Consider the following 23,064-nt stretch of genomic DNA (forward strand, 5'->3'; position numbering starts at 1 on the left):
TGCCATGAACCAAAACGGCGAGCTCCTGCCCCGGCCCGCACTCGATCCCCGGCTGTCCTGGCGGGCGGCGGAGCACGGCGACCTCGACTCGTGGGCCAGGCTGATCGCCCGGACCGCCGCCGTCGAGCAGCCCGTCTGGTTTGAACGCCGGGCGGATCTGGAACAGATCCTGGAGTCGAAGAACAACCCGGTGGCGGCAAACACCCTCCTCGGCTTCGATCCGGACGGTGTTGCCCGGGCATATGGCCGGATCACCAAGAACCGCGACGGTGACAAGGCGAACGGCTCCGGCTGCGTTGACCCTGAGTGGCAGGGGAGCGGGATCGGCACCGGACTGCTGGGCTGGATGGAACAGCGGACCAGGGACCGCTTCGCCGAGGACGCGCGCGCGGCGGGGACTGCCGACGAGGACGGGGACGCACGGAGCGCGGTCCCGCGCCCGAGGCTGCGGCTCTACATGGAGCAGCAGCACCAACACCAGGCCGCCTTGTTCGCCGGTTCCGGCTACGGCATTGTCCGCTATTACAACGAGATGCACCGGCCGCTGACCCAGACTGTGCCTGAGGCCATCCTGGACCCGGCACTGGAGCTCGTGACGTTTGGACCGGCGCTGCATGAGCCGGTGCGGCTGGCGCACAACGCGGCATTTCGGGACCACTGGGGCAGCGAGCCCCGCGACGAGGAGGCCTGGGGCTTTGTGGTGAACGATCCGCAGGCCCGGCCGGACTTGAGCGGCGTCGTACTGGACCGTTCCACCGGGATTGTGGCCGGCTACCAGCTGGCCACCCACGACGCCGAGGCCGCCCTGACCCGGGGGTTCCGCGAGGGATACACCGAGCTCCTCGGAGTCCGGCGGGAATTCCGGGGCCGGGGCATCGCGCAGGTGCTCCTGGCCGATGCCATGCGCCGCTTCGCCGCCGCGGGGATGGACGTGGCTTCGCTGGACGTCGATTCGGAGAACCCCACCGGAGCCCTCGCGCTCTACGTCAAGATGGGCTATGTGGCGGTCAACCGAAGCATGGCTTGGGACAAGGATCTCCAGCGGTCGGCGCCTTAGGGAATGCTCTAGGGGACAGCTTTATCTAGGGGACCGCAGACTTGCCGTGTGGGTGCCGGCCGTCTGGGTGCCAGCCGTCTGGGTGCCAGCCGCCGGCGTGCTGGCCGTGTTTCGCGCTAGCCGTCCACACGCTAGCCATCCACATCGTGGAGGTGATGGACGACGTCGTGCAGGAAGTACTGCGCGAAAGTCAGGACACTGAACACCGAGCCGTTGCTCCGGGTCCCTTTGCGCCCCCAAACCTCCTCCGGGACCCGCGCGAAGGACGCAGCAATCTGCTCGCCCTCGGCGGTCAATTCAACACCGACTTCAGCTGGGTCGGCGTTGGCGTAGTCCTTCTCGATTGCCGTTTTGTCCTGGTCCCAGTCATCGAACCGGGCATCGTCCTCGGTCAGCATGAGGGACAGACGGTGATCGAAAAGCGCGAAGACGTCCCGGACGTGGCATCCGTACTCGAGGACGGACCACGTGGCCTCATTGGGGCGTTCCGCCGCGTCCGGCCGTCGAAGGGCCGCCCGCCAGCGTGGGAGCATGCTGCTGACCATCCCCGGGGCCGTGGCAGGGGTCGCAGCGGAGGCATCGAAACCGCACTCGGGGCAGGGCCGTGACAGGACCCAGGTCCAGTCCTTGGAATCGGGAATGATAGGCATTCCAGCAGTGTAGGTGCATTTGTTCCGCCGGGCATGCCGACTCGGTGCAACAGCCGGTGGGGGCCGCGACCCGCAAGGTCATGCCCACCTGGCCGCCGCGTTCACTGCAGAGTTGTCGCGGAGGATCTTCCTGACGACAAACCGGCCATGGCGATGTCGCCTTTGTTGCCAGAGTGCACACTCGGGGTCCTGCCTAAAAATGTCACACCCCTTTGGCAGACTCTGGTTATGGAAGCCGTCAGGGATTTCATTGCTTGCCAGGAAGAGGGGCAGGGCACGGACCGGGGCCCAGCCCCGGTCCAGCAACCCAGTGTGGACGGGATTGACGGCTTGGACGGGGCGCTGGCCGCGTTGCAGGCGTTGAGTGGGACGGTGGTGGAGGACGCGGGGTCGTGGGGATTCCGGGCCGCGTCGGACTTCGCCGGACGGGTGGAGGAGTTCTCGCGCACGGTGGAGTTTCTGCAGCTGGTGGCGGCTTCGGCTGTGGACCGGACCCGGAAGCAGTCCGCGGCCGATGCCGGGGCCGCGGGGGCTGTCACCTCGTGGACCACGGGCTGGCGGGAGAGCCCGGCCGGCTGGGAGACCGGCGGATCCGGAGCCGCGGAGCCTGCCGGCACCGCCGCGGCAGGCGCGTCCGCAGGCGGCGCGTCCGTGGCGGCGTCCGTGACGGCTGCCGTATCCGGATCGGCGGCCGCGGCGGCGCCTCCTGCCTCTGCGACGGCTGACGTGGCTGACGGGTCAGCCGTGCCGGCGTCGGTCCTGGATGACGGGTACCGGAACACCGTGGAGTTCCTGCGGGCCCGGCTGCGGATCGGCGCCGCGGAGGCCCGGCGGAGGCTCTCCCTCGCCGAGGCTCTGCTGCCCGGGCAGGGACTCGCCGGCCGGCCGGCGCCGCCCCTGCACCGGGAGCTCGGGGCCGCGGTCGCGGCCGGTGAAGTCGCGTCCCGGGCCGCGAGCGTCATCACCGCCGCGCTCGAGCGGGTCCGGCCCCTGTGCGAGGCGGACGCCGCGGCCCGGATGGAACACGCCCTGACCCGCACGGCCGCCGAGAACGACGCCGACTTCCTCGTCCGCGTCACCCGCAGCTGGGCCGACGCGCTGGACCAGGACGGCGCCGAGCCCTCCGAGGAGCTGCTGCGCCAGCTCCAGGGCGCCTTCATCCGCCGCCGGCGCCACGGCCTGCACCACCTCGAGATCTTCGCGACCACCGAACAGTTCGAACACCTCCTGACCGTCATGAACACCGCCACCAACCCCCGCACCGGCAACACCGGAACCTCCCCGGCCACGGACACCGCCGAGAGGTCCGCCGCCGGCGCCACTGCTGCCGGTGACGGCTGGACCGCAGGCACGGCCGCCGGCGCCACTGCTGCCGGCGGCGGCTGGACTGCCGGCGCGGCCTCCGGTGACGCTTCGGGCGGCGGCGGCTGGGCCGCCGGTGCGGCCTCCGGTGAGGCTTCGGTCAGTGCTGCTGCTGCCGGGGCATCGGCCTGCGTATCCCGTGCCGACTACGACCCGTCCGGTGCGGGCGCTTCTGCTTCCGACGTTTCGACCGGTGCAGGCGCTTCGGCTGCCGCGACCAGCCCGGAGCACCAGCCCGGCCCCGGCGATGAGCCCGCCGCGGATGAGGACCCCGCGCTGCCGGCCCTGGACCTCCGCTCCCGGGCCCAGAGGCTGCTCGACGGACTGGTCGGCGCGTGCAAGGTCGCCCTCGCCGCCGGAACGCTGCCCGCCGCCGGCGGGCTCCGGCCCCAGGTCATGGCGACCATCGACTACCGGGACCTGCTCACCCGGCTGCAGAACACCCCCGGCGCCACAGCAAACACCGGACAGCCCGGGACGGGCACCGGGACGGGTACCGGGGTGCTGCTGTTCACCGGGCCCGTCACCGCCTCCACGATCCGGAAGATCGCCTGCGACGCGGACATCATCCCGGTCGTCCTCGGCGGCGAGGGCCGGGTCCTGGACATCGGCCGCGCCTCCCGGGTCTTCCCGCCGCACATCCGCAAAGCCATCACGGCCCGGGACCGGGGCTGCGCCTTTCCCGGCTGCACCATCCCCGCACCCTGGTGCGAGGCCCACCACATCACCTACTGGTCCCGCGGCGGGACCACCGGGACAGAGAACGGGGTCCTGCTTTGCTCCCACCACCACCACGTGATCCACAAGGAACACTGGACCATCCGGCTCAAAACCGGGATTCCCTGGTTCATCCCGCCACCCCACCTCGACCCGCGCCAGCAACCCAGACGGAACCACTACTTCCGACCAGACGACCTCGTGACGGCCGCATGACCACGGCCCGGGCGGAGGTGACAAAGGCACCCCTGTACGGCTCCGCGACGGCTCCACGACAGCTAGACGGCGGTACCTGTGCAGTGACCGCCGCACCTCAGTCAGCAGTCCGCTGCACCGCGGACTGGCGTCCCGGCCATGCCGCCGGCGGCCGCGGGAAACGCCCTTCAGTTTCTCAGGTACGTGCGGCACGTGGAGGAGTATTATTCCTTCCGGGGGGCGGGCCTGGAAAGTGAATAGCCATGCTCAAGGACAAGCAAGTCGGCGCAGTGCTACCGGCAGCGGACATCGCCCGTGCACGGGATTTCTACCGGGATAAGCTCGGGCTCGAACCCGAAAACCCGGACGCCGAGGACAACCTGCAGTACAAATGCGGCGGAGGAACCGCGTTCCTGCTGTACCAGACGCCCAATGCCGGAACAGCCAAGAACACGCAGATCGGCTGGATGGTCGATGACGTGCCGGGCGCCGTTGCGGAACTCCGCGCCAAGGGAGTCGTTTTCGAGGAATACGATTTCCCGGGCCTAAAAACCGAGGGCGGCATCGCCACCACTCCGGACGGAAGCTCGGCCGCGTGGTTCCTGGACACGGAGGGCAACATCCTGAGCCTCGTCTCCCTGACCTAGCGCCTGGCCGGTGGATGCTGGCACGGCCTTGCCGGGACTGAGGTTGCCGGACACGGTGCCACGTCCCTGAGCCCGAAGACGGCGAACGGACAGAGACCCCGGGCAGGCGGCCCGAACACAACCCAAGGTCACGAGGCCTGGCCGGATCGCGAAAGCGTTTCCGGCCGGGCCTCATGCAACCCCCGGGCCTCGTGCATCCCCGGGGCTTCGTGCGTGCCCGCGGCTACGGGTCGGTGCCGGCTTCGGGTTCCTCTGACCACGCCATGCTGGGTCCAATGGCGTCGATCGCCTGGGACAGCGGGATTCCGGAGCCGTCGCGGCGGCCGTGCTCGCCGGGCAGTGAGCGGGCCACACCGGCGAGTGAGGAAGCCTTGGCCGGACCGTGACCGGCCCAGCCGAGGAGGAGCGTGTCCTCGCCCTTGAGGAAGCGGTGTGCCCGCACCCCGGCAGTGGCCCGGCCCTTGACCGGGTATTCGGCCAGGGCGGTGACCTTCGCAGCCCCGGGGGCCGTGCCCGGTAGGGCGCCGTCCGTCCCCGCGATGGTCACGACGACGGCGGCGGCGTCCGCGGGACTGGCGGCCCCGAAGAACATCACCCGGTCCCCGGCGGCCAGCTTGATCCCGGCCATGCCGCCCGCTGTCCGGCCCTGCGGGCGGACGGCGGAGGCACTGAACCGCAGCAGCTGGGCCTGGCGCGTGATGAAGACAAGGTCGTCGTCGTCGGACCCGGCGGGTGCAACGCCCACCACGGTGTCTTTGTCCTTGAGCGCGATCACTTCCCAGTCCTCGCGGTTCAGCGGATAGTCCGGCTGCACCCGCTTGACCACTCCCTGGGCGGTTCCGATCGCGAGGACCTGGTCCAGCGGCGCGAAGGCCATAAGCGACTCGCCCTTGAGGAGCGTGATGAAATCCTTGGCCGGTACGCCGCCGGCCATGTTCGGCGTGCCCGAAGTCGGCGGCAGCACGGGCATGTCCATGACCTGCAGGCGCAGCATGCGGCCCTGCGAGGTCACTGCTGCGATCTCGCCGCGGGCGGTGGTCTTGACCACGGAGGAGAAAACGTCATGCCGGGTCCGCGGACCGGCCTCGGCCAGGCTGTCCTGGCTGGCGGTGCGGGCGATCTGGCCGGACACGGTGAGGATGGCCCAGCAAGGATCGTCCGCGATCTCAAGGGCCAGCGGTGCGGCCTTGCCCTTGGCCCCGGTGGCTGCACCAACTGCGGCTGCCACGGTGGGGGAGACGGCCTCGGATTCCAGCAGCACGGTCCGGCGCGGTGTGCCGTACTTCTCAGAGATCTCGCCGAGCTCGTCCGACACGAGGGTACGGAGCAGCGCAGGGGAGCCCAGGATAGCCTCCAGCTCGGCGATCTCCCGGCGGAGCTCCTCCTGCTCCTTCTCCAGCTCGACCCGTGAATATTTAGTCAGCTGCCGCAGCCGCAGTTCCAGGATGTAGTTGGCCTGGATCTCGGAGAGATCATAAATGGACATCAGCCGCGTCCGGGCCGCGGCAACCTCGTCGGAGGACCGGATGATCTGGATGACCTCGTCGATGTCCACGATCGCGACCAGGAGGCCCTCGACCAGGTGCAGGCGGTCTTTCTTCTTGCCCAGCCGGAAGGCGGTGCGGCGCCGGACAACATTGATCCGGTGGTCCACGTAGACCGAGAGTAACTGGAGCAGCCCGAGGGTCTGCGGCTGGCCGTCGACCAGGGTGACGTTGTTGATGCCGAAGGAGTCTTCCATCGGGGTGTAGCGGTAGAGCTGCTGGAGCACGGCTGTGGGATTGAAGCCGTTCTTCAGCTCAATGACCAGGCGCAGGCCGTGCTTGCGGTCCGTGAGGTCCACGACGTCGCTGATGCCGGTGAGCTTCTTGCCGTTGACGGCGTCCTTGATTTTCTCGATCACCTTCTCCGGGCCCACCATGTACGGCAGTTCCGTGACCACCAGGCCGGTGCGGCGGGCCGAGAGCTGCTCGATGTCCACCTTTGCCCGGGTCTTGAAGGAGCCGCGGCCCGTGGCGTAGGCGTCGCGGATGCCGTCCAGGCCCACGATCCGGCCGCCGGTGGGCAGGTCCGGGCCGGGGACGAACCTCATGATGTCCTCAAGAGTGGCGTCCGGGTTCTCAATCAGGTGCCGGGCGGCGGCGATGACTTCCATGAGGTTGTGCGGGGCCATGTTGGTGGCCATGCCGACGGCGATGCCCGTGGCGCCGTTCACCAGCAGGTTGGGGAACGCGGCCGGCAGCACCTCCGGCTGGGTCAGCTGGTTGTCGTAGTTGGGAACGAAGTCGACGACGTCCTCGTCGAGGTGGTCCGTGAGGGTCAGGGCCGCGGCTGCCAGCCGGGCTTCCGTGTAGCGGGGGGCCGCGGGGCCGTCGTCGAGCGAGCCGAAGTTGCCGTGCCCGTCGATCAGCGGCAGCCGCAGGGAGAAGTCCTGGGCCATGCGCACCATGGCGTCGTAGATCGCGGCGTCGCCGTGCGGGTGCAGCTTGCCCATGACCTCGCCCACCACGCGGGCGCTCTTGACGTGGCCGCGGTCCGGGCGCAGCCCCATGTCGGACATCATGTAGAGAATGCGCCGCTGTACGGGCTTCAGCCCGTCGCGGGCGTCCGGGAGGGCCCGCGAGTAGATCACCGAATAGGCATACTCGAGGAACGAGCCTTCCATCTCGGACGTGACATCGATATCGACGATGTTCTCGGTGAAATCCTGACTGGCTTCCCCTGCCGGGGGCGTGGTTTGGCGGCGTGCCATAAGGCTGGTGGATCCTTCTGAGGGGTGCTGAACGGGTACTGCGTAAGTTTATGACTAGGCTAAGCCTATGGTGGATCAGCCGGCGGACGGCGTATATCCGGAATATTGGGAAGCCGATGTTGTCCTGCGCGACGGCGGCACAGCGCATGTGCGCCCCATCCACCCCTCCGATGCAGACGCGGTCCAGGCCTTCCACGTGGGCCAGTCCCAAAAGTCCATTTACATGCGCTTCTTCGCCTTCAAGTCCAAGCTTTCCAGCAAGGAACTCAAGCGATTCACCGAGGTGGACTTCAAGGACCGGGTGGCCCTGGTGATCACCATTGGCGGCGAAATCCTGGGCATCGGCCGATACGACCGGCTGAATGACCCGGCGGAGGCGGAGGTTGCCTTCAACATCGCCGACGCCCACCAGGGCCGCGGCATCGGCTCGATCCTTCTCGAGCACCTCGCCGCCGCCGCCCGCGAGAACGGGATCCGCAAGTTCAGCGCCGAGGTGCTCCCGGAGAACCGCAAGATGCTCATGGTCTTCTCCGATGCCGGCTACGACGTCAAACGGCACTTCGACGACGGCGTGGTCAGCCTCGAGTTCAACATCGACCCCACCGACAAGTCCCGTGCCGTGATGGAATCCCGCGAGCACCGCGCCGAGGCCCGCAGCATCCAGGAACTGCTCGCCCCGTCGTCCGTGGCCGTGATCGGAGCCAGCCGCAAATGGGGCACCGTGGGCTACCAGCTCCTCGAGCATGTCATCGAAGGCAGGTTCAGCGGCCCGGTCTATGCGATCAACCCGGAGGCCCTGGAACTCGCAGGCATGCTCTCCTTCGCCCGGCTCTCCGACGTGCCCGGCCCGGTCACGCTCGCCATCATCGCGGTCCCGTACGACGAGGTCCCCAAAGTGGTCCAGGAATGCGCCGCCGCTGGAGTCAAGGGGATCGTCGTGGCCACCTCCGGGTACGCGGACGACGGCGAACGCGGCCTGGCCCGCCAGCGCGAACTAGTGCGGCAGGCCCGCGCCAACGGCATGCGCGTGATCGGTCCGGCGTCGCTGGGCATCGTCAACACCAACCCGGCCGTGTCCCTCAACGCCTCGATGGCACCGGCCCTGGCCCGCCGCGGCGGGCTGGGGCTGTTCAGCCAGTCGGCTGCGATCGGCGTCTCCCTCTACGCCGCCTCCAGCCGCCGCCGGGTCGGCATCTCGACCTTCCTCTCCGCCGGCAACCGGGCCGACGTCTCCGGCAACGACATGATGCAGTACTGGGAGGACGACGCCGACACCACGGCGGTGGGCCTGTACCTGGAATCGATCGGCAACCCGCGCAAGTTCTCCCGGCTGGCCCGCCGCCTGGCCCGGACCAAGCCGGTGATTGTGGCCAAGTCCGACGCCATGGGCCTGAACCTGCCGCCGGGGCACGCCGTCCGCACCACCCAGGCGCCCCCGGAAGCACTGGACGCCATGATGCGGCAGGCCGGCGTGATCCGGGTCGAGACTATCGAAGAGCTCATGGACGTCGCCCAGATCGTGTCCAGCCAGCCGCTGCCCAAGGGCGCCGGGATCGCCGTTTTCAGCAACTCGAGCGCCTTGGGCAAGGTGGTCGCGGACAGCGCCGCCCGCCAGGGGCTTGGGGTGGAGCGGATTGTTGCCGACGTTGACCTCGATGCCGGCATGTCCCGGGCGCTGCCGGCGCTGCGGCGGAGCCTGCAGGAAACCCTCACCGCGGACACTGTGCATGCGGCGGTGGTGGCGTTGCTTCCGGCGCGCGGTCTCACGGTCGAAAAGATCGCGGGCGTGCTGGCCGAATGCTCCGCGGCGGCGGGCAAACCGGTGGTTGCTGCCTTTAGCGGAATTCTTGATCCCTCCATTTACGTGGAAGGCATGGTCGGCGCCGAACCGGAGCAACCACACCAGCTCCTGCTGGCTCCACCTGTTCCGTGCTACTCCAACCCGGGTGCGGCGGTGGCGGCCCTGGCCGCCGTCGTGCGTTACGCCCAGTGGCTGGACCGGGATCAGGGCCTGTTCGTGGAACCCGAAGGGTGCCACCCGGAGGCTGCCCGGGCGGACCTGGAGCAGCTGCTGCGCAATGTGGGCGGCGAGCAGCTCGTCCGGCTGGACCAGGACACGGCCGCGCGGCTGCTGGGCCACTACGGCATCCGGCTGGTCCCGTCCGTCGGGTTCGAGACGGCGGAGGAGGCCGTGGCAGCGGCCGAGCAGCTCGGCTGGCCCGTGGCGCTGAAGACCACGGATCCGGCGCTGCGGCACCGGCTGGACCTCGGCGGCGTGCGGCTGGACATCCAGGACGCCGATTCATTGCGGGACAACGTGCACCAGATGCGCAAGTCGCTCGAGCGGTACGGCTCCCCGTCCCTCGAAGTGCAGACGATGGTGCCCGTGGGGCAGGCCTGCACCTTCCGTGCCATTGAAGATCCGTTGCTGGGGCCCGTGATCTCCTTCGGCCTGGCCGGCGACGCCGTGAACCTGCTCGATGACTGGGCCCACCGCGTGCCGCCGCTCTCCGGCTCCGACGTCCAGGACTTCATCCGGGCGCCCCGGGCGTCGCGGAAGCTCTTCGGGTACCAGGGCCTCCCCGCCGTAGACGTCACGGCCCTGGAGGATCTCGCCGCCCGCCTCACCAGGCTCAAGGACAACCATCCGGAGATCGCGCTGGTGCACTTCAATCCCGTCCTAGCCGGGCCCGACGGCGCCTCGATCCTTGCCGCCGACGTCAGGATCGCGAACGCCGCCCAGCGGACGGACAGTGCGCGACGGGCGATGCGCAGCTAGGCCCGTTGTTGCGGGTCCGGCCCGGTCAGCCGCCTCAGCCGACGCCCGCGTCCGGGGCCGTGCAGTTAGCAAGTCCCCAGCCGATCTGTGAAAATGGAGACTATGAGCTCCCAGCCTCCAACACCCAAGCCCCTGGCGACCGCCCCCGCACGCCAGACCGCGCACCACCACGGCCTCCATGACCACAGTGCGCAGGGCCAGAGCCTGGAAGGGTCGCTCCAGCAGGCCGGTTTCTACCCCCGGCTCGTGGCTGACGTCGTCGCCGATGCCCTGGATGGCCGCGACTGCGTGGCCCATCTGGTGCATCTTGAGACCCACTTCGACCGCGCCGAGGTCCGCCGCCATATCACTGTCCTGGTGTTGACCGAGGACATGCTGGTCATCACCCACGTCGATGACCAGCAGCTCGATGATGCCGGTGAGCAGACCGTTGCCCAGGTGTCGACCGAGTCCGTCCCCGTCACCCAGATCCGCTCGGTGGTCCTGAGCTACGTCTACGCCCAGCCGCAGGACTACAAGCCCTCCGACCCTGTCCGGGAGCTGACGCTGTCCATCGCGTGGTCCGGCGGCCAGCGCCTCGATATGGGCCCGGCCAGTTGCGGGGACCCGCAGTGCGAGGCCGACCATGGCTACAGCGGCACCATCGCGCAGGAAGACATCGTCCTGCGGATCAGCGCCGAAGCGGACGGTCTGCAGGCCGTGCAGGACGCCAAGCTATTCGCCCGTGCCCTGCGCGCAGTGAACACCGGCTCCGCCGCCCCGGTCCCGCACAACGGGCCCGGCCTGCCGCCCCGCCCGCGGATGGGTGTGTTCGGGAACCGCCTCAGCCGCGGCCACCAGCGCTGACATGGCTGACCTCCGTCAGCCCGCGTCTGCCCAAGATCAGCTTCCAGAGCCGCTGCTAAGTCCCTCGCCAGCCGCCGCCGGTGCTGCCTTGCCCGCCCCGTTGGCCGCCGGCGTCGGTCAGTCCCCGCTCCCGGCCGCTCCGGCGTTTGGGCACCGCTCCATCGCCGAGGTGCTGACCAGCGCGGCGGCGAGCCTGGGTGTCCCGGGATTCGAAAACAAACTGAATCTTCCGCCCGCCAAACGCGTGTGCGTGGTGCTGGCCGACGGACTGGGCCGCAGCCTGTTGAAGCAGAAGATCGCCCACACCCCGTTCCTGCGCACCCTCGTGCAGGCCGGCCAGGGCCAGGTGCCCGTGGCGCTGGACTCGGCCTTCCCGTCCACCACCGCGGCATCCCTCGCCAGCTTTGGCACCGGACTGTCGGCGGGCCAGCACGGCATGGTGGGCTACGACGTCCTGGACCCGGATCAGGACCGGGTAGTGAACATGCTTGGCAACTGGGACGCCGGCGTGGACCCGCGGACGTGGCAGCCGTTCCCCACCGTTTTCGAAAGGGCCGCGGAGCACGTCGATGTCACGACCGTCAGCCTCCCGCAGTTCAGCACCTCGGCTATGACCGAGGCCGCGCTCCGCGGAGGCCGTTTCATCACCGGAACCACATCGCACGCCCGGACCGAAGCGGCCGCCGAGGCCATGGCCGGCGCCGGGCCCTCGCTGATGTACTTCTATGTCAATGAGCTCGACAAGGCCGGGCACCGCCACGGCTGCCAGTCACCGCAGTGGGAGCACCAGCTCGAAGAACTCGATGCCACGGTGCGGCGGCTCCACGCCACGCTGCCGGCCGGCACCACCGTGCTGCTGACGGCGGACCACGGCATGGTGGACGTGCCCGAGTCGCAGCGGATCGACTACTCCGCGGAGCCGGCGCTCCTGGCCGGTGTCCGCCACACCGCCGGGGAGCCGCGGATGGTCCACCTGTACCTCGAGGATGGAAGGGACGACGCCGCCCGCGCCCGCCTGCTGGCAAACTGGCGGTCCCGTTTCGGAGACAGAATATGGGCCTTCACCCGTGAGGAAGCGATCGCGGGCGGGCTGTTCGGTGACGTGCGGGCCGAGGCCGCCTTGCGGATCGGTGACATCATGATCGCGGCCCGGGACTCGCTGGCGCTCTACGATACGCGCAGGGTCCGGCCCACTGCCTTGGAGGTGGTGGGCCAGCACGGGTCCCTGACGAAAGCCGAGCGGGAAGTGCCGCTGCTCTACTTCCAGGCTGATGGCAAGAAAGCGCCGCGCGGCTGACTGGCCGGTTTCCCGGCGGGTCGCAGCCGTTCGTAGGCGTTCCTGGGCGTCATGACTGACGCCCTTATTGGTCGTTGCGGGTTCCGAAGACGATTTCGTCCCAGCTGGGAACGCTGGAACGCTTCGGCTTGGCCGGCTGGCGCTCCGGCTGCTCGGTGCCGGCGTCGTTCCGGGTAGTGCCGTGGGACTCGCGGTGCTGACGCCGGGATGATCCGCCGCCGATCAATTCATCCAGGCCCGGGCTTGCGGTGGGGGCTTTGCCCGCCGGGCGCAGCTGCGAGGCCGCGATGGTGACTTCCCGGGTCTCGGTGCTGACGCCGTCGTGCAGTCTCAGGGCATCGTCCTCCTCCGGGAGGCGCGGAGCGAGGCTCAGGCGGGAAAGCATTGACGGCCTTCCATCGCGGCGCCGGGCGAAGGCATCGGTTTCCGACGGGGCTGCGGCCTCCAGGGCCGGAACCTCTGGCTGCCCGGGTTGGATGAGGGCAGCGTCAGCTTCGGCAGGGTCGGGTTCGTCGGCCGCAGCGGCTTCGGAGATGGACTGCGGTTCCGTCGCCTGTGGAACCTCGGGCGCCTCGGGCACCTCTGCCGGACGGGGGTGGGCCGCGGGAACGCCAGTGGTCAGGAGCGTGGCCAAGGCGTCATCCGCGTCCTCGTCCACCCCGATCCGCTGGCCGCGGCGGGAACGCAGCATGTCCAGCAGCCCGTCGGCGTCCTGTTCCTGGTGGATCCTGTCCTGCTGAAGAAGCATCTGGTGAATAATGCTGTGCTGGCCGGTCGCTGTGCGGGCTGCGGCCTCGGCATCGGTTTCAAAGTCAAAGGGCCGGTCGGAGACGGCCGTGAGGCGCCGGGCCGGCACGGGACCCTCGAGCGGCTCGAGTTCGCTCAGTTGCTGGGCCCAGCGGTTAGCGTTTTGCAGGGACTTCCGGGCGGGGTGGAAGGTCCACATGGCCGGCGGCTCCTCGCCGATCCCGGCCGGACCGCCGGGCTTGGGCTCGAAGCGGGCCACCACGTTCCAGCTGCCGTCGGGACGTCGCCAGGAATCCCACTCCAGCGTTGAGGGTTCGACGCCGTAAGCCCTGAGGCGGTGCTCGACCATGTCGCTGAGCGACGCCGGGTTTTCACCGAACACGGAGCGGTAGACGTCGTGGCCCGGGGCGGGGGAGGCAACCTCCACCTTGCGGGCCTGCTGGGCGATGTACTCGCGTTCGGCCAGGACTGGGCCCTCATAGCGCTGGACTTTCTCCAGCGGAATTCCGGACAGCTCCGCCACCTCGGCGGCGGTGGCTCCGTTGCGAATCCTGGTCTGGATGTCGCGCGGAGACATGGCAATAGGGGCTGCGGCCGCGCTGGACGCGGACTTCGCCGACATCCGGCTGGCTGCCACCCTAAGTGCTTCATCGATCGGCAGCTGGAACATCTCGCCGCCGGTGCCACTCAACAGGAGATGCTCTCCGTCGTCGTGGACGCCTACAAGCCGTAGATCCTGCATACAAATCCTCCACCCTGGCATTGCTAACAATCGAAACTCTGCCACCAGCGGGACACATTTCGGGTTAGGACGGCAGGCGCGCCGTGATTTTCCGCGACTTTCCGCGTCTTTCCGCCGGTTTTGGCCGGTGTGCGGAAGAGATCGTGGGAAGGGGACCGGCGGGCTCTGGCATTCGGGAGGCGCTTAAGCAAAAATGACCGACACCGGGCACAAAAACCGCATGTCCGGCGTTGACATCGGTGAACCGCTCCCGGAGCCCAGGGTTACCATCCCGACGGGCCAACCTGGAGCGGCGAATCAATCGAACGAATGCGGAGTGTGAGCAACAAATAATGGCGACTGATTACGATGCGCCGCGTAAGACCGAAGAAGACCTCAGCGAGGATTCGATTGAGGCTCTGAAGGCGCGGCGTACGGAGAAGCCTTCCGCAGTGGTGGATGAAGATGAGTCCGACCTCGCCGAAGGCTACGAACTTCCCGGCGCTGACCTGTCCGGGGAGGAACTGCTGGTCCGGGTCATGCCCGCCCAGGCAGACGAATTCACCTGTGCCTCCTGCTTCCTCGTCCGCCACCGTTCGCAGATTGCCCGCGAAAAGGACGGCCTTAAGTACTGCAGGGATTGCGAGGGCTAGACAGGCGGCAGCCCTGATCAGGAACCCGGATCTCAAAACCCTGTGCCCGGCGGGTAGGAGGCGGAGAGGAACTAGGAGTTGAGCGCGGCGATAAGTTGCTCCGGGTGGCGGGTGGACGTGAGCCAGTACGGGGTGCGATCCGAGGGGTCCTCGATCTCGATCCGGACCACCGGATCCACCCATCCGCGGATACACAAGAACGCCAGCCCATTGAGCCGCGTGCCCCGTTCCGCCGTCGCTTCCTTGCCCCGGAACGCCGTGGCCTTGCCCAGGAACCCGCGTTCAATCGAGGCCCGGCCCACCTTCAGAGTGGTCCTGGTGACAGTGATTGACGGCGTGGACAGCACCAGCAGCACGGAAATGACGACGAAGAGCACGATCGCCGCGGTAATGCCGGCCCAGATGCTGATGGGTGCCAGCATGAGGATCCCGGCGCTGGAGAACCCTGCCGACACCAGCCAGATCCAGAAGTTCGGCCAGAGCTTCTCGGCGTAAAGGACAGTGGAGTCGCTCGGGGCGTTCTTTGGTGCAGGCGCAGCTGCGCTGGATTCGGGCATAAGCACAGCTTTTCATCTTTCCCGGGGTATTTCATCTCGGCCCCACGGCCGGCTCCAACGCCGCATCGAGCCCGCTCCAATCCCGTGGGCGGCGTGCGCGGGCAGGCCAGCGGCGGCTAGGACGATGATCCCTACGGGAGTTAGAGTGAGGGACTGTGACTGAAGAAAACACCGCCGTCGCCAGTGCCGCATTGACGGCCAGCGACGCAGCCTACGGAACGCCCACCTTGACGGTACAGCTGAAAATGCTCGACGACGGGCTTGAGCCGCCGTCGTATGCACACCCGGGGGACGCCGGCGCCGACCTTCGCGCCCGCGAGGACGTCGTCCTCGCACCGGGGGAGCGCCGCCTCGTTCCCACGGGCGTCTCGATTGCGCTCCCGGATGGCTTCGTTGCGCTGATCCACCCCCGGTCCGGCCTCGCCACCAAGCACGGACTGACAGTTGTGAACGCCCCTGGCACGGTAGACGCCGGCTACCGCGGAGAAATCGCGGTGACACTGCTCAATACGGACCGGGAGGAAGCGATCGAGCTCCGTCGCGGCGATAGAATTGCACAGATGGTCATTCAGCGTGTGGAGTACGCCAGATTCCTCCCGGTCGAGGAGCTCGACGGCTCGGTTCGCGGCGGGGGCGGCTTCGGCTCGACCGGCGGTTTCGGCGGACCGGCCTGAGCGCAGGCCCGGCCTGGCCACGGGAGCCGTTCAGGGTTTGCCGTGCCACACAGGCGTTAAAGCAATACAGGCACTAAAGCAACACAGGCACTGAAGCAATGAGACACGGAAGCAAGGCAGGCGCTGAGGCAAGATCAGCGGTGCAGAAAAAATGAGCAGGCGGCCGCAGGGTAGCGGGCGGCCACGCGGACAGGCGCCAGGACGGCGCCGGGCGGCGGCACAGGATCACAACTGAAGGAGACACCCCATGGTTTTTGGGCGCGGCAGGAAAGCCAAGCAGGAGCAACCGACAGAGCCGGGCGAGGCCACGGAAGCTGCTATTGACGCCGCCGCGACGCCGGCCGGGAACGCAGCCAAAACCGCCGGCCGGGCCGCGACCGGTCCCTTCGACGTCTCGGAAATCGACGACCAGGACGGGTACGTGGACCTCGGTGCGCTGCTGATCGCACCCCGTGAGGGACTCCAGCTCCGCCTGGAAGTTGAAGAGGCGAGCCAGCGCGTCGTCGCCGTCACCATGGACCTGGAGGGCTCGAGCCTGCAGCTGCAGGCCTTCGCCGCCCCCCGCTCCGAGGGCCTGTGGGACGAAATCCGTGAGCAGATCGGCCAGTCGGTCGGCAGCCAGGGCGGCCAGGTCGAGGAGGTTGAGGGCAGCTTCGGCACCGAACTCGTGGCCAAGCTTCCCGCCGGCGGCGCGGACGGCAGCCAGGGGTACCGCGTGGCCCGCTTCATCGGCGTCGACGGCCCGCGCTGGTTCCTCCGCGGCGTCTTCGGCGGCGAGGCAGCCCTGGACCGCGACGCCGCGGCCGGGCTGGAAGGGCTGTTCCGGCAGATCGTCGTGGTCCGCGGCGAGAACCCCATGCCGCCGCGCGATTTGCTCCAGCTGCGCCTGCCCAAGGACACCGCGGCCGCCCCGTCGCCGCAGGCGGCCCCCGAGTTCGAACAGCCCGAACGCGGACCGGAGATAACCCAGATTGGCTGATGCCGCCGGCAGGAAAGCCGCCGCCGCTGTGTCGGTCCGGGACCTGCCGGACCGCGGGCGGGTGCTGTGCCATGGCTTCATCGAGTCCGTCACGTACATGCCCGCCAACCAGGTGGCATCCTTCATCGCGATCCTGATCGATCACGATACGCCCGCCCCCGTCACCCGCTTCCCGGGCCTGAGTGCCAAAGCCGGAGCCGGCGCCGGAACGGCCAGCAGCCTGCCCGCCAACGGCGTGTCCACCCACCGGGTGCGTCCCAGCGCGCAGCGCCAGCGGCCCACCGGGCCCAAGGAACGGCTGCGCGTCGTGTGGCTGGGCCGGCGCCGGATCCCCGGCGTCGACGCCGGAACGGAGCTCCGGCTCGAGGGCATGGTCACCATGCGCGACGGGCTGCCCACGATCTTCAATCCCCGCTACGAAATACTCTCCCGCCAGGAGGAGCAATGACCTTGCCAGAACCCCCCGAGCTGGCCCCCCAGCGGGAAGACAGGGACACCGGCCGGCAGGAGCCGGGGGAAGCCGGGGGCGGCAACCGGGACATTTCCGAGCCCACCGCAGCCCAGCCCGCCGCAGCCCAGCCAAGCGTCGCCCAACTTGCCCAGGACTACGCGGCCAAGGCCGGCCTGCACCGGTCGAGCAACGGCAACATCGACGTGCTCAAGAGCGCCGGCGGCATCCAGGGCATCGCCGAGAGCATCCTGCCGGGCCTCGTCTTCCTGATTGCCTTCACCATCGACAGGGAAAACCTGACGCTGGCTGTCATCGCTTCCCTGGCGGTGGCCGCCGCCTTTACCGTGGCACGGCTTCTCCAGCGCAAACCGCTGACGCAGGCGCTGGCGGGTTTCATCGGCGTCGGACTCTCCGCATGGCTGGCCACCTCGACCGGCAAGGCAGAGAACTTCTATGTTTTGGGGTTCTTCACCAACATCGGCTACATCCTGGCCATGTCCATCTCCGTGTTCGTGCGCTGGCCGATCGCCGGCTTGCTCTTCGGCTTCATCCGCAACGAGGGCCTGGAATGGCGCAAGGACCCGAAACGGGTCAGGGCCTACAGCATCGGCACCTGGGTGATAGTTTCCGTGCTGGTCCTGCGGCTCGTGGTGCAGGTGCCGCTGTACTTCATGGGGGAGCAGGGCTTCGCCGCCCTCGCCACCACCCGGCTCCTCATGGGCGCCCCGCTCTACATCCTCGGCATCTGGATTGCCTGGCTGCTCACCCGGCCGGCCCCGGTGCCCGCCGGAGCCAAAGAGCCCAACTGACCTGATGCGCTATCAGTTATGGCCGTTTCCCAGCCTTGGGAACGGCCATAACTGATAGCGCAACTATTGAGAGCGGAACCGCCCTAGCCGTCGAACCCGTCGTCCGCGGCCGGCTGGGTGCCGTGGCCGTGCTGGTCCGAGGTTACCGGGTGCTGGTCCTCGAGCGGGGATTCGGGTGCCAGCAGGGCGCGGAGTTCGTCCTCGGCCGCGATCGTGGTGACAAAGAACAGTTCGTCGCCGCCGTCGATCACGTCGTCGCGGCTCGGTGTGATGGGCGCCTGGTCCCGCAGGATCGCCACGAGGGTGGAGTCCTCGGGCCACTGGACATCGCCCACGGTCAGCCCGATCACATGGGAGTCGTGCGGGACGGTGAACTCCACGAGCGAGGACACTCCGGTCTGGAGCGTCAGCAGCCGGACGAGGTCACCGATCTCCACCGCCTCCTCCACCAGGGCGGTCATGAGCTGCGGGGTGTTGACCGCGACGTCGACGCCCCAGGAGTCATCGAACATCCAGTCGTTCTTGGGGTTGTTGACCCGGCCGACGGTGCGCCCGACGCCGAATTCTGTCTTGGCCAGCAGCGAGACGACGAGGTTGACCTTGTCGTCACCGGTGGCGGAGACCACGACGTCGGCGTCCTCGAGTTTGGCGTCCTGCAGGGTGCTCAGCTCACAGGCATCACCGACCAGCCAGTGCGCGCCGCGCAGGCCGCTGCGGCCGATGACCTCCGGCTTCTCGTCGATCAGCAGGATTTCGTGCTTGTGGGCCAACAGCTCGCGGGCAATCGAGGAACCGACGCTTCCGGCACCGACGATGACAACTTTCACTCAGGACTCCTTGGCGGGGGATTTGGCGAGAATATGGCCGATCTCGGAGCTCCGGTCCACGTTCAGCATGGCGTGGACGGTGTCGCCGTCCTGATATGACGTGCTGGCAGCGGGCAGCATGCCCTCACCGAACCGGGTCAGATACGCGATCCGGATGCCGGCCGCCTTCTCGATCGAGGAGATCGGGTGCCCGATCCAGTCGGGGTTAAGGTCAACCTCGGCGAGGACCAGCCGGCCCGAGGGCTCCCGGTAGTCGCCGGCGATGTGCTGTTCGGGCAGGATGCGGCGCAGTACCTGGTCGGCGCTCCAGCGGACCGCGGCGACCGTGGGAATGCCGAGGCGCTGGTAGATTTCGGCGCGGCCCGGATCGTAGATCCTGGCCACCACATGAGGAACGTGGAAGGTCTCCCGTGCCACCCGGGTGGCGAGGATGTTGGAGTTGTCGCCGCTGGAAACGGCGGCGAAGGCATAGGCTTCCTCGACGCCGGCCCGCTTCATCGTCTCGCGGTCAAACCCGACCCCGGTGACCTTCCGTCCGGAAAACCCCGTGCGGAGCCGCCGGAAGGCGCGGTCATCCTGGTCGATGATGGCCACCGAATGGCCGGCGTCCTCGAGCGTGTGTGCCAGGGTTGACCCGACACGGCCACAACCCATGATCACGAAGTGCGCCACATGGGCCTCCTCTTGGTTCTGCGTCTGATACTGCGTAAAACTCTACCGGCCACGCGGCGCCGGGAGGCCACGGCCACGGGGCGCCGGGCGACGACCTTGCGGACGCCAACTTCGCCGTCATGACATCGCGTCCGAATCAGACTAGTTTTGTGTGGTGCTGACAATTTTCAATGCCGTGAAGCGGGTGCTGGTAGGCAAGCCCTTCCGGAACGACCGTCTGGCCCACACCCTCTTGCCGAAGCGGATCGCGCTGCCCATTTTCGCCTCGGACGCTTTGTCCTCCGTGGCCTATGCGCCCGATGAAATCCTCCTGACCCTGGCCCTGGCCGGCGTGAGCGCAGTGGCCCTCTCGCCGTGGGTAGGCCTCGCCGTCATGGTGGTGCTCCTGACCGTCGTGGCCTCCTACCGCCAGAACGTCCACGCCTACCCCTCCGGCGGCGGTGACTACGAGATCGCCAACGTCAACCTCGGCAAGTATGCAGGCCTGACCGTGGCCTCGGCGCTGCTGGTTGACTACGTGCTGACCGTGGCCGTGTCCATGTCCTCGGCCGCGACGTACCTGACCACCGCCGTGCCCTCGCTGCACGGACAGCAGGCGGCGATTGCCACGATCGGCGTCATCATCCTGGCCCTCGTGAACCTGCGCGGCATCAAGGAAGCCGGCAGCGTTTTCGCCGTACCGACCTACATCTTCATGGCCTCCATCCTCGGCATGACCGCCGTCGGGGTTTTCCAGTCGGTAACCGGCCAGCTGGGGCAGGCGCCGTCGGCGGCGTTCGAGATCGTGCCGGAGCCGGGCTTCGACGAAGGACTCGTCGGGCTCGCCGGCGCCTTCCTGCTGCTGCGGGCCTTCTCCTCCGGCGCCGCGGCCCTGACCGGTGTCGAGGCCATCAGCAACGGTGTGCCCAACTTCCAGAAGCCCAAGAGCAAGAACGCAGCCACCACGCTGCTGCTGCTCGGCGTGATTGCCTCCGCCATGCTCGCCGGCATCATCTACCTGGCCAACGCCACCAATGTGCACATCGTGCTGGATCCGGCAACGGAATTCCTCCTGGACGGCAAACCGTTGGAGGAGGGGTACATCCAGAATCCGGCCATCAGCCAGATCGCGCAGACCGTCTTCGGCCCAGGCTCCATCCCGTTCTACATCGTGGTGGCCGCCACCGGCGTCATCCTGGTGTTCGCCTCCAACACGGCGTTCAACGGTTTCCCGGTGCTCGGCTCCATCCTGGCCCAGGACGGCTACCTGCCGCGCCAGCTGCGCACCCGTGGCGACAGGCTGGCCTTCAGCAACGGCGTCCTGGCACTGGCGGCAGGCGCCATCGTCCTGATCCTCGCCTTCAACGCCGACGTCACAAAGCTCATCCAGCTCTACATCGTGGGCGTCTTCATCTCCTTCACGATGAGCCAGCTGGGCATGATCCGGCACTGGGGCCGGGAACTGAAACTGTCCAAGGACCCCGCCGTGCGGCGGCGCATCATCAAGTCCCGGACCATAAATACGGTGGGCTTTTGCATGACCGCCCTGGTCCTGGTGATCGTCCTGATCACCAAGTTCACACAGGGGGCCTGGATCGCGCTGCTGGCCATGTTCGTGCTGTTCCTGATCATGTGGAGCATCCGGGCGCACTATGACAACGTGGCCAAGGAACTCGCCGTCGACGAGGACTCCTCGCCGCGCGCGCTGCCCACCCGGGTGCACGCCGTGTTGCTCGTCTCGCACGTGCGCAAGCCGGTCCTGCGCGCCCTGGCCTATGCCCGGGCCTCCCGCCCGTCGCGGCTGGACGCCATTACCGTGGACATCAGTTCCGAGGAGACCGAGGCGACTGTCGCGGACTGGGAGAAGCTCGAAATCCCGGTGCCCCTGACCGTGCTTGCCAGCCCCTTCCGCGAAACGGTGACTCCGATCATGGAGTACATCAAGAACATGCGCCGGGATTCGCCGCGCGACCTGATCGTGGTCTACATCCCGGAGTACGTCGTGGGCAAATGGTGGGAGCAGCTGGTCCACAACCAGACCGCGCTGCGCATCAAGACCCGGCTGCACTTCGAGCCCGGCGTCATGGTGTGTAGCGTGCCATGGCAGTTGAAATCGTCCGAAGAAGCCAAGAAACTGCAGGATATCCAATGACCCCCGACACCCGGACGCACGCCCACACCGATCTCGTCGTCGACGTCGGACCCGTCGCCCACGGCGGGCACTGCGTTGCCCGGCACGAGGGACGCGTCGTGTTCGTCCGGCACGGCATTCCCGGCGAGAGGGTCAGGGTCAGGCTCACCGACGACGGCCCCGCCGCCAAGTTCTGGCGCGCCGATGTGGTGGAGGTCCTGGAGCCCTCGCCGGACCGGGTGCCCCACTTCTGGGACCTCGCCGATTCCGCGCGCTCCTGGTCGCACCGGCATCCGCCCGTCGGCGGCGCCGAACTTGGCCACATTTCGCTGGCCCGCCAGCGCAGCCTCAAGGCCGACGTCCTGGCCGAACAGCTCAAGCGGCTGGCCGGCGTCGACCTTTCGCCCGCAGGGCAGATCACAGTCGAAGCCGTCGGCACGGCGGCCGGCGACGGCGGGGCCGGCGGCGCAACTGACGGCGCTGCTGGCGCCGCCGTGTCCGGCCTGGGCTGGCGGACGCGTGCCGGCTTTGCCGTGACGCCGGCGGGCAAGCTCGGCATGCACGCCCACCGCTCCGATGCCATCCTGCCCGTGCGCGAAATGCCGCTGGCCGTGGCGGGCATCAACGCCCTCCGGCTCTGGGAAATCGACCTGCAGGGCATCGAACGGGTCGAGGTCGCCGCCCCGGCGAACGGCTCCCGGCCGCTGGTGCTGCTGGTGCCCGCCCCGGGAACCCGGTCCAAGCGGCTCGGCGGCATCCTGGCCCAGCTGCCCGACGACGTCTCGGTGGCCAGCCTGGACCCGGCCACCGGCGAGGTGCTGCAGCTGCGCGGCCGTACCTATGTCCAGGAGTCTGCGGCGGGCCACGACTACCGGGTTACCGGCGACGGTTTCTGGCAGATCCACCGGGACGGCCCGGAGACGCTCGTCGGAGCCGTTACCGGCTTCCTGCACGACGGCGGCTACCTCGAGCCGGGCTCGGTGGTGGCGGACCTGTACGCCGGTGCCGGGCTGTTCACGGCACCGCTGGCCGATGCCGTGGGCGTGACCGGATCCGTGCTCTCGGTCGAGGGGGCACCCGGAACCAGCCGTGATGCACGCAAGAACCTGCACGACGCAGCCCAGGTGGAGATCGTCCAGGGCCGCGTGGAACGGGTGCTGCGGCAGAAACCGCGCAACTTCGACGCACTGATCCTGGACCCGCCGCGTGCCGGCGCCGGCAAAGCGGTAGTCAAGCAGCTGATCGATGCCGGTCCCCGGGCCATCGCGTATGTCTCCTGCGATCCGGCCTCGTTCGCCCGCGACCTCGGCTACTTCCGGCAGGGCGGCTGGGGGATGGCCGGGCTGCGTGCCTTCGACCTGTACCCGCACACCCATCACATGGAGACTGTGGCGTTACTGACTCCCCAACCGTGATGCCACTAGGATGGGCGTAGTAGTCCGTCGTCGCGCTCCATCACCACAGCTGTTAAATCACCACAGCTGTTAATGACTTGGCGTTAATCGGCCGTTCCCTGCGTTTCTTACCTGCATTGCGTACCACGATGTACTGATGCCTGTATT

At 68.2% G+C, this 23,064-nt stretch carries 19 protein-coding genes; 13 read left to right on the plus strand and 6 right to left on the minus strand.

The genetic code is table 11. The features are described 5' to 3' along the window. Positions 1 to 4: 4 nt before the first annotated feature. Positions 5 to 1,057: a GNAT family N-acetyltransferase gene (locus MRBLAR12_RS06340; protein ID WP_229993252.1), complete on the plus strand. Its 1,053-nt coding sequence runs from the start codon at positions 5 to 7 to the stop codon at positions 1,055 to 1,057. Positions 1,058 to 1,188: 131 nt separating this feature from the next. Here MRBLAR12_RS06340 and MRBLAR12_RS06345 read toward each other — a convergent pair whose 3' ends face one another. After that, entirely contained in the window at positions 1,189 to 1,707 is a 519-nt protein-coding gene (locus MRBLAR12_RS06345) for a DinB family protein (RefSeq protein WP_364744466.1), read from the minus strand. Positions 1,708 to 1,935: 228 nt separating this feature from the next. Here MRBLAR12_RS06345 and MRBLAR12_RS06350 point away from each other — a divergent pair, with 228 nt between their 5' ends. Together MRBLAR12_RS06350 and MRBLAR12_RS06355 are read left to right on the plus strand one after the other, a co-directional pair. Further along, positions 1,936 to 4,002, plus strand: a complete 2,067-nt coding sequence (locus MRBLAR12_RS06350) for an HNH endonuclease (RefSeq protein ID WP_364744469.1) — start codon at positions 1,936 to 1,938, stop codon at positions 4,000 to 4,002. 242 nt (positions 4,003 to 4,244) lie between these two features. Further along, positions 4,245 to 4,628, plus strand: coding sequence for a VOC family protein (locus tag MRBLAR12_RS06355; protein WP_229993254.1), 384 nt, complete (start codon positions 4,245 to 4,247; stop codon positions 4,626 to 4,628). A 223-nt stretch (positions 4,629 to 4,851) separates the two neighbouring features. Here the strand turns inward: MRBLAR12_RS06355 and MRBLAR12_RS06360 are convergent, their stop codons facing one another. Further along, positions 4,852 to 7,380 (minus strand): DNA gyrase/topoisomerase IV subunit A, encoded by a 2,529-nt coding sequence (locus MRBLAR12_RS06360; RefSeq protein ID WP_364744471.1) that lies wholly within the window; start codon positions 7,378 to 7,380, stop codon positions 4,852 to 4,854. A gap of 67 nt (positions 7,381 to 7,447) precedes the next feature. Between MRBLAR12_RS06360 and MRBLAR12_RS06365 the strand changes: the two genes are divergently transcribed. The 3 genes from MRBLAR12_RS06365 to MRBLAR12_RS06375 all read left to right on the plus strand — a co-directional run bounded on the left by MRBLAR12_RS06365 (position 7,448) and on the right by MRBLAR12_RS06375 (position 12,302). Next, a complete protein-coding gene (locus MRBLAR12_RS06365) occupies positions 7,448 to 10,159 on the plus strand; it encodes a GNAT family N-acetyltransferase (protein WP_364744474.1) in 2,712 nt (903 codons plus the stop codon). A 102-nt stretch (positions 10,160 to 10,261) separates the two neighbouring features. Then, on the plus strand, positions 10,262 to 11,005 hold the full coding sequence (locus MRBLAR12_RS06370; RefSeq protein ID WP_229993257.1) for a DUF5998 family protein: 744 nt from the start codon (positions 10,262 to 10,264) through the stop codon (positions 11,003 to 11,005). A 1-nt stretch (position 11,006) separates the two neighbouring features. After that, positions 11,007 to 12,302 (plus strand): alkaline phosphatase family protein, encoded by a 1,296-nt coding sequence (locus MRBLAR12_RS06375; RefSeq protein ID WP_229993258.1) that lies wholly within the window; start codon positions 11,007 to 11,009, stop codon positions 12,300 to 12,302. Positions 12,303 to 12,366: 64 nt separating this feature from the next. On the opposite strand, the gene sepH is transcribed toward MRBLAR12_RS06375, so the two are convergent. After that, positions 12,367 to 13,791 (minus strand): septation protein SepH, encoded by a 1,425-nt coding sequence (gene sepH / locus MRBLAR12_RS06380; protein WP_229993259.1) that lies wholly within the window; start codon positions 13,789 to 13,791, stop codon positions 12,367 to 12,369. A gap of 332 nt (positions 13,792 to 14,123) precedes the next feature. Here sepH and MRBLAR12_RS06385 point away from each other — a divergent pair, with 332 nt between their 5' ends. Continuing rightward, positions 14,124 to 14,423, plus strand: a complete 300-nt coding sequence (locus MRBLAR12_RS06385; protein ID WP_229993260.1) for a DUF4193 domain-containing protein — start codon at positions 14,124 to 14,126, stop codon at positions 14,421 to 14,423. A 71-nt stretch (positions 14,424 to 14,494) separates the two neighbouring features. On the opposite strand, the gene MRBLAR12_RS06390 is transcribed toward MRBLAR12_RS06385, so the two are convergent. Beyond that, positions 14,495 to 14,980, minus strand: coding sequence for a DUF3093 domain-containing protein (locus MRBLAR12_RS06390; protein WP_229993261.1), 486 nt, complete (start codon positions 14,978 to 14,980; stop codon positions 14,495 to 14,497). A 155-nt stretch (positions 14,981 to 15,135) separates the two neighbouring features. Here MRBLAR12_RS06390 and dut point away from each other — a divergent pair, with 155 nt between their 5' ends. The 4 genes from dut to MRBLAR12_RS06410 all read left to right on the plus strand — a co-directional run bounded on the left by dut (position 15,136) and on the right by MRBLAR12_RS06410 (position 17,893). Continuing rightward, positions 15,136 to 15,654, plus strand: a complete 519-nt coding sequence (gene dut / locus MRBLAR12_RS06395; RefSeq protein WP_229993262.1) for a dUTP diphosphatase — start codon at positions 15,136 to 15,138, stop codon at positions 15,652 to 15,654. A gap of 247 nt (positions 15,655 to 15,901) precedes the next feature. After that, positions 15,902 to 16,633 (plus strand): DUF3710 domain-containing protein, encoded by a 732-nt coding sequence (locus tag MRBLAR12_RS06400; protein WP_229993263.1) that lies wholly within the window; start codon positions 15,902 to 15,904, stop codon positions 16,631 to 16,633. Next, the gene (locus MRBLAR12_RS06405; protein ID WP_229993264.1) at positions 16,626 to 17,081 is read left to right on the plus strand and encodes a hypothetical protein; all 456 of its coding nucleotides are present in this window, start codon (positions 16,626 to 16,628) and stop codon (positions 17,079 to 17,081) included. Before MRBLAR12_RS06400 ends, MRBLAR12_RS06405 begins: the two co-directional genes overlap by 8 nt. Beyond that, positions 17,078 to 17,893 (plus strand): DUF3159 domain-containing protein, encoded by an 816-nt coding sequence (locus MRBLAR12_RS06410; RefSeq protein ID WP_229993265.1) that lies wholly within the window; start codon positions 17,078 to 17,080, stop codon positions 17,891 to 17,893. The genes MRBLAR12_RS06405 and MRBLAR12_RS06410 overlap by 4 nt, the downstream gene beginning before the upstream one ends. 83 nt (positions 17,894 to 17,976) lie before the next feature. Here MRBLAR12_RS06410 and MRBLAR12_RS06415 read toward each other — a convergent pair whose 3' ends face one another. Continuing rightward, the gene (locus tag MRBLAR12_RS06415) at positions 17,977 to 18,720 is read right to left on the minus strand and encodes a potassium channel family protein (protein ID WP_364744482.1); all 744 of its coding nucleotides are present in this window, start codon (positions 18,718 to 18,720) and stop codon (positions 17,977 to 17,979) included. Further along, a complete protein-coding gene (locus MRBLAR12_RS06420; RefSeq protein WP_229993267.1) occupies positions 18,721 to 19,392 on the minus strand; it encodes a potassium channel family protein in 672 nt (223 codons plus the stop codon). 154 nt (positions 19,393 to 19,546) lie between these two features. On the opposite strand from MRBLAR12_RS06420, the gene MRBLAR12_RS06425 reads away from it, so the two are divergent. Both MRBLAR12_RS06425 and MRBLAR12_RS06430 read left to right on the plus strand, forming a co-directional pair. After that, complete coding sequence (locus MRBLAR12_RS06425) at positions 19,547 to 21,523, plus strand: APC family permease (RefSeq protein WP_229993290.1); 1,977 nt, start codon at positions 19,547 to 19,549, stop codon at positions 21,521 to 21,523. Continuing rightward, a complete protein-coding gene (locus MRBLAR12_RS06430) occupies positions 21,520 to 22,917 on the plus strand; it encodes a class I SAM-dependent RNA methyltransferase (RefSeq protein ID WP_364744484.1) in 1,398 nt (465 codons plus the stop codon). The genes MRBLAR12_RS06425 and MRBLAR12_RS06430 overlap by 4 nt, the downstream gene beginning before the upstream one ends. Positions 22,918 to 23,064: the final 147 nt, after the last annotated feature.

Source organism: Arthrobacter sp. LAR12-1-1.1, assembly GCF_040676555.1.
Taxonomy (GTDB): Bacteria; Actinomycetota; Actinomycetes; order Actinomycetales; family Micrococcaceae; genus Arthrobacter.

Excerpts from the sequence above, each read along its gene's own strand:
- MRBLAR12_RS06340 (WP_229993252.1), top strand. The coding sequence starts at position 5 with ATGAACCAAAACGGCGAGCTCCTGCCCCGGCCCGCACTCGATCCCCGG.
- MRBLAR12_RS06345 (WP_364744466.1), bottom strand. The coding sequence starts at position 1,707 with ATGCCTATCATTCCCGATTCCAAGGACTGGACCTGGGTCCTGTCACGG.
- MRBLAR12_RS06350 (WP_364744469.1), top strand. The coding sequence starts at position 1,936 with ATGGAAGCCGTCAGGGATTTCATTGCTTGCCAGGAAGAGGGGCAGGGC.
- MRBLAR12_RS06355 (WP_229993254.1), top strand. The coding sequence starts at position 4,245 with ATGCTCAAGGACAAGCAAGTCGGCGCAGTGCTACCGGCAGCGGACATC.
- MRBLAR12_RS06360 (WP_364744471.1), bottom strand. The coding sequence starts at position 7,380 with ATGGCACGCCGCCAAACCACGCCCCCGGCAGGGGAAGCCAGTCAGGAT.
- MRBLAR12_RS06365 (WP_364744474.1), top strand. The coding sequence starts at position 7,448 with ATGGTGGATCAGCCGGCGGACGGCGTATATCCGGAATATTGGGAAGCC.
- MRBLAR12_RS06370 (WP_229993257.1), top strand. The coding sequence starts at position 10,262 with ATGAGCTCCCAGCCTCCAACACCCAAGCCCCTGGCGACCGCCCCCGCA.
- MRBLAR12_RS06375 (WP_229993258.1), top strand. The coding sequence starts at position 11,007 with ATGGCTGACCTCCGTCAGCCCGCGTCTGCCCAAGATCAGCTTCCAGAG.
- sepH (WP_229993259.1), bottom strand. The coding sequence starts at position 13,791 with ATGCAGGATCTACGGCTTGTAGGCGTCCACGACGACGGAGAGCATCTC.
- MRBLAR12_RS06385 (WP_229993260.1), top strand. The coding sequence starts at position 14,124 with ATGGCGACTGATTACGATGCGCCGCGTAAGACCGAAGAAGACCTCAGC.
- MRBLAR12_RS06390 (WP_229993261.1), bottom strand. The coding sequence starts at position 14,980 with ATGCCCGAATCCAGCGCAGCTGCGCCTGCACCAAAGAACGCCCCGAGC.
- MRBLAR12_RS06400 (WP_229993263.1), top strand. The coding sequence starts at position 15,902 with ATGGTTTTTGGGCGCGGCAGGAAAGCCAAGCAGGAGCAACCGACAGAG.
- MRBLAR12_RS06410 (WP_229993265.1), top strand. The coding sequence starts at position 17,078 with ATGACCTTGCCAGAACCCCCCGAGCTGGCCCCCCAGCGGGAAGACAGG.
- MRBLAR12_RS06430 (WP_364744484.1), top strand. The coding sequence starts at position 21,520 with ATGACCCCCGACACCCGGACGCACGCCCACACCGATCTCGTCGTCGAC.